This window comes from Rhizobacter sp. P5_C2 (genome assembly GCF_054049715.1).
Genome location: NZ_JBFULV010000196.1, coordinates 1 through 5,203, shown reverse-complemented (window position 1 = coordinate 5,203; position 5,203 = coordinate 1). Strand labels below are relative to the sequence as shown.

The window sequence follows — 5,203 nt, the reverse complement described above, 5'->3', positions numbered from 1 at the left end:
ACGCTGGAGATGCCGGTGATGAAGCTGGTGTCGACGGCGGAAGCCATCTCGGGGGCCGGCTTGATCGAATCGCGCGAGAGTTCGAGCACGTCGCTGACGGAGTCGACGACGGCACCGACGACGCGGCCGCGCACGTTCAGCACGATGACGACGGTGAAGCTGTTGTAGTCGTTCGAATCGCAACCGAGCTTCAGGCGCAGGTCGACGATCGGAACGATCACGCCACGCAGGTTGACCACGCCCTTGATGAAGGCGGGGGCATTGGCGATGCGGGTGGGGGCCTCGTAGGAGCGGATCTCCTGGACCTTCAGGATGTCGATGCCGTATTCCTCGGCACCGAGGCGGAAGGTGAGGAACTCGCCGCCGGACTGGCTGGCGGTGGCCGCGCGGGCGGCTTCATGCCGGGCCACATGGGAAGCTTCGTGGATCATGTCCATGGGGTGTCCTGTCAGGTGCGGAAGACGGTGTTGCCGTCACTATCGGCGGGGGCGGGGCGAACTGAAGGGGGGATCAGCGCGCCCCGGTGGGCACTGTTCGTCGGCTCAGAAGGTTTCCCAGTCGTCGTTGGGGGCGGTGGCAGCGAACGCCGGGCCGGCGGCCGGGGCGGGCGCGGGGCGCGGGGCTGCGGCCGAGACTGCCACCGCGACTTTCGTCACGGCCGGGGCGGGCTTGGCGGCGGCGGCCGGTGACGACGCGGGCTTGGCCGGGCTGGCCTTCGCGGCCACCGGCTTCGCCGTCGCGACCGGCTTCGGCGTGAACTTGTTGGCGGCCGGTGCGGGCGCTGCCGTCACGCCGTGCGCATCGAGCCGAAAGGTTGCAATCACCGACGCGAGGCGCTGCGCCTGGTCGCGCAGGCTCTCGGCGGCGGCCGCCGATTCCTCGACCAGCGCGGCGTTCTGCTGCGTCATCTGGTCGAGCTGGGTCACGGATTGATTGACCTGGCCGATGCCGTCGCTCTGCTCGGACGACGCCGCGGTGATCTCGCCGATGATGTCGCTGACGCGCTGCACCGAGCCGACGATCTCCTGCATCGTCTTGCCGGCGTCGGCCACCAGGCGCGAGCCGGAGTCGACCTTCTCGACCGAGGCGCCGATCAGCGCCTTGATCTCCTTGGCCGCCTGCGCGCTGCGCTGGGCCAGGCTGCGCACCTCGCCGGCGACCACCGCGAAGCCGCGGCCTTGTTCACCGGCACGCGCCGCTTCGACCGCGGCATTCAGCGCCAGGATGTTGGTCTGGAACGCGATGCCATCGATCACGCCGATGATGTCGCTGATCTTCTTCGACGACGCATTGATCTCGTCCATCGTCGTGACGACCTGCGAGACCACCGAGCCGCCGCGGGCCGCGACTTCCGCCGCCGACGAGGCCAGCTGATTCGCCTGGCGGGCCGAGTCGGCGCTCTGCTTGACGGTGCCCGTCAGTTGCTCCATCGACGAGGCTGCCTGCTGCAGGTTCGACGCGGTCTGCTCGGTGCGGGCGCTCAGGTCCTGGTTGCCGGTCGCGATCTCGGCGCTGGCGGTCGAGATGCTGTCGGTCGAGTTGCGCACCTGGCCGACCAGCGTGCGCAGCGAATCCTGCATGTTCGACAAGGCCTGCATCAGCTGCGTCGATTCGTCGCGGCCGCTCAGCGTGATCTGGTTGGTCAGGTCGCCGCGTGCGATCGACGCGGCCAGCGCCTGCGCCTCGGTCATCGGGCGGCAGATGCTCTGCATGTTGATCAGCGTGGCCGGCACGACGATCAGGATCGCGATGCCCAGCGCCACCGCGAACAGCGTGATGGTCTGGCGCGTCATCGTCTGGCGCGCGGCCTCGGCCTGCGCGCCTTCGGTGCCCAGCGCCTTCTGCAGGTCGCCGACGGTCTTCTCGGCAGCGCCGATGGCTTCCTTCGCGCGGCCCATCACCCGGTTGGCGACCGTGGCCGAGTCGTAGCCGCTGTTCTCCAGCTGCTTGATCACCGGACCCATCGCGGTCGCGTAGGTGCCGAGTTCGGTCTCCATGCGCTTGGCGAGTGCCGTGCTGTCGTCGGGCGTGCCTTCTTGCAGCTTCTTCAGCTGGGCGACCACGCGCTCGCGCGCCGCCGTCCACTGACCGCTGAAGCGCGTGACTTCCTCGGCCTTCTCGTAGTTGACGATCATTTCCTTCTCGGCGAGGCGCATCTCGCCCAGCGAGGTGCGCAGCGAGGCCAGCGTGTTGCTGTCGGCGAACGAGCTGCTCATGAAGGCCGTGGTCTGGCTCTGCATGCGCAGCAGCCCGGTCAGGCCGGCACCGCCGACCAGCGCGAGCAGGGCGAGCACGATGGCGATCGCGCCGATCATGCGGGTGCGGATCGTGAATTGACGCATCAGGTGGGTGAAGTTCATGGACGCTCTCCGGCGAGCTGGAAGTTGTTGACGATGCTGCGCAGCCGTGCGGCCTGGTCTTTCAGGCTCTCCGCGGCGGCTGCGGACTCCTCCACCAGTGCCGCGTTCTGCTGCGTCATCTGGTCGAGCTGGGTGACGGATCCGTTCACCTGGCCGATGCCTTCGCTCTGCTCGGCGGCGGCGGCGGTGATCTCGCTGATGATGTCGGTCACGCGCTGGACCGAGCCGACGATCTCCTGCATGGTCTGGCCGGCATCGGCGACCTGCCGCGAGCCGGCTTCGACGCGCTCGACGCTGGCGCCGATCAGGCCCTTGATCTCCTTGGCGGCTTGAGCGCTGCGCTGCGCGAGGCTGCGCACTTCGCTCGCGACGACCGCGAAGCCGCGGCCCTGTTCGCCGGCGCGTGCCGCTTCGACCGCGGCATTCAGCGCGAGGATGTTGGTCTGGAACGCGATGCCGTCGATCACGCCGATGATGTCGCCGATCTTGCGCGAGCTGGCGTTGATCTCGTCCATCGTCGTGACGACCTGCGAGACCACCGAGCCGCCGCGTGCGGCGACCTCGGCCGCCGAAGAAGCCAGCTGGTTGGCCTGGCGGGCCGCGTCGGCGCTTTGCTTGACGGTGCCGGTCAGCTGCTCCATCGACGAGGCGGTCTGTTGCAGGTTGCTCGCCGCCTGTTCGGTGCGGTGGCTCAGGTCCTGGTTGCCGGTCGCGATCTCGGCGCTGGCGTTCTCGATCGACGACGACGATTCGAGCACCGTCGCGAGCGAGCGGCTGAGCTGCTGCGTCATGCGGTCGAGGGCGCGCATCAGGTCGCCGAGCTCGTCGGTGCGATCGCTGCGCGCGTCGATCGCCAGGTTGCCGCCGGCGACCTGGTCGGCGACGCGGGCGGCGCGGCTCAGTTCGCCGACGATGCGGCGCTGCATCCACCAGGCGACGCCGACCGTGGCGGCGGCGGCCAGCAGCCCGAGCGCGCCCAGCAGCAGGCTGGTGCGGCGCGAGCGTGCGGCCGAGGCGTCCATCGATTCGGACGACTGCCGGTCCATGCGGGCGACCATCCCGCCCATGCCCTTGGCAAGCGCGCCGAAGGTTTCGTCGGCGCCCTGCATCGCGGCGATGCCGGTGTTCGGGTCGACCGAGGACAGGTCGATCGCCGAATCGGCCTGGCCGCGGTACTTGTCGATCTGCGCGCTGGCGGCCTTGATTTCGGCGGCCAGGTCGGGGTCGCTGCGGTCGGCGTCGGCGAGCCCGCCGAGGGTGCGCTTCAGGCCGGTCAGCTGGTTGGCCAGCGAGTCGCGGGTGGCCTTGATCTTCGGCTCGTCCAGCGACCCGATCAGCGCGACCGTGCGGTAGACGCCGGCGTGGATCTGGCCGAGCTGATCCTGCACGCTGGTGATGGTGCGGAAGGATTCGAGGTCGCTGCGGAAGTCCTCGCTGTTCTTCGCGGCTTCGGTGCTCATCAGCGCGGTGTTGACCGAGGCCATCGAGAACACCACGACGGCGGTCAGCACGGGGGCGGCGAGCAACTTGAGTCCGAGTTTCATGGCGGCCTTTCCGGCGGTGGCGTGCGGGGCGGGCGGTTTACTTGTAGATGCCGCCGCAGACGGCCACGTCGTCCAGCCGTTCGCAATAGGCGCGCTTCGGCTCGATCTTCTTGCTGACCGGGTTGGTGAACTTGTAGTCCTGCCAGAACGTGCCCTTGGACTGGGCGAGCTCGACGCGTTCCTTGACGAAGGGCTTGCCGTCGACGTCCTTCAGCTCGAGCAGGTTCTTGCCGATCATTTTTTCGTTCGCACCGTGGGCGCGCACGACGCCGTCGAGGCCGTAGACGACCAGGTAGAGGTCGCGGTCGGTGAACTGGCCGGCCTTGTTGTTGATCTCGGCGTAGGCCTTGTCCTTGCCGCTGGCCTTGATGAAGGCGACGCCTTTCTTGACCATCGCGGACGCTTCGTCGGCGGTGGCGTTGCCGTCCTTGGCGAAGGCGGGCAGCGTGGCGGCGCTCAGCAGGGCGCACAGGAACAGGTGCTTGGACATGGGAAAACCTCGTCGGACGGGGCGCTCGCGGGCGCGGTGGCAGAACTGCACCTGCGGGCGAGGCGGGTGCGCTTGTGCCGTTATCGGCACGCAGGCGGTCCGGCTGTACCGGGCCATCGCAATTCTGTGAGCTGGCGCGACTTGCTTGTCCCAGCAAAAGAGGGGGCTTGCCGGTGCATCTCTTCCCGAGGGGGGCTCACCTCTGCGGGGGCTTTTGTTCACTGCGTGGCATTGCCGGGTCTCGCCCCGGCGGGCGAGTCACTTTCATTTGCCTTGCCAAATAAAAGTAACCAAAGCAAAGGCGCTTGAATGCAAAACCATACGGTTCGTTCTGCCCCGCTGCGGACAACACTGCCGCTTCGGCTGCACCTCGTCCCTTGATTGGGATTGTTGTCCTCCCGAGCCCACGCGCCTCGCTTCGCGTCGGCGCCGGGGCTACGGTTCAACAATCCCAATCAAGGTTGGATTGCCAACGGCGTGGCAGTGTTGTCCGCAGCGGGACAGAACGAACCGTATGGTGTTCGGGTTGAGGCGCCTTTGCTTTGGTTGGCGGTTTCAAAGGTGAAGTGCAACACTCCAGCCCCCTGAGAGCCGTTGCATGACAAGAACCTACGAACAATTGAGCGCCGAGGACCGAGGCGTGATCATGGCGCTGAGTTCCCAGGGCAGCAGCGCACGAGCCATTGCCAGGACGCTGCAACGAGCTGCCAGCACCATCACCCGCGAACTGCGGCGCAACGGCTTCCAGCGTGAGGAGGAGCAATGCGTCATGGGCTGAGGAGGAGCAATGCGTCATGGGCCGCCCGCGA

5 protein-coding genes are annotated in these 5,203 nt (G+C 67.7%); 1 reads left to right on the top strand and 4 read right to left on the bottom strand.

The window, feature by feature from the left end; all coding sequences use genetic code 11:
* The 4 genes from ACXJLU_RS32670 to ACXJLU_RS32655 form a co-directional block, all read right to left on the bottom strand.
* On the bottom strand, nt 1-437 hold a 437-nt coding region (locus tag ACXJLU_RS32670), incomplete at its 3' end, for a chemotaxis protein CheW (protein WP_457337895.1).
* A 105-nt stretch (nt 438-542) separates the two neighbouring features.
* The gene (locus tag ACXJLU_RS32665; RefSeq protein ID WP_457337894.1) at nt 543-2,360 is read right to left on the bottom strand and encodes a methyl-accepting chemotaxis protein; all 1,818 of its coding nucleotides are present in this window, start codon (nt 2,358-2,360) and stop codon (nt 543-545) included.
* A complete protein-coding gene (locus tag ACXJLU_RS32660) occupies nt 2,357-3,904 on the bottom strand; it encodes a methyl-accepting chemotaxis protein (RefSeq protein WP_457337893.1) in 1,548 nt (515 codons plus the stop codon). The genes ACXJLU_RS32665 and ACXJLU_RS32660 overlap by 4 nt, the downstream gene beginning before the upstream one ends.
* A 37-nt stretch (nt 3,905-3,941) precedes the next feature.
* The gene (locus ACXJLU_RS32655; RefSeq protein WP_457337892.1) at nt 3,942-4,394 is read right to left on the bottom strand and encodes a cache domain-containing protein; all 453 of its coding nucleotides are present in this window, start codon (nt 4,392-4,394) and stop codon (nt 3,942-3,944) included.
* Nucleotides 4,395-4,992: 598 nt separating this feature from the next.
* Between ACXJLU_RS32655 and ACXJLU_RS32650 the strand changes: the two genes are divergently transcribed.
* Nucleotides 4,993-5,172, top strand: coding sequence for a helix-turn-helix domain-containing protein (locus ACXJLU_RS32650; RefSeq protein ID WP_457337891.1), 180 nt, complete (start codon nt 4,993-4,995; stop codon nt 5,170-5,172).
* Nucleotides 5,173-5,203: the final 31 nt, after the last annotated feature.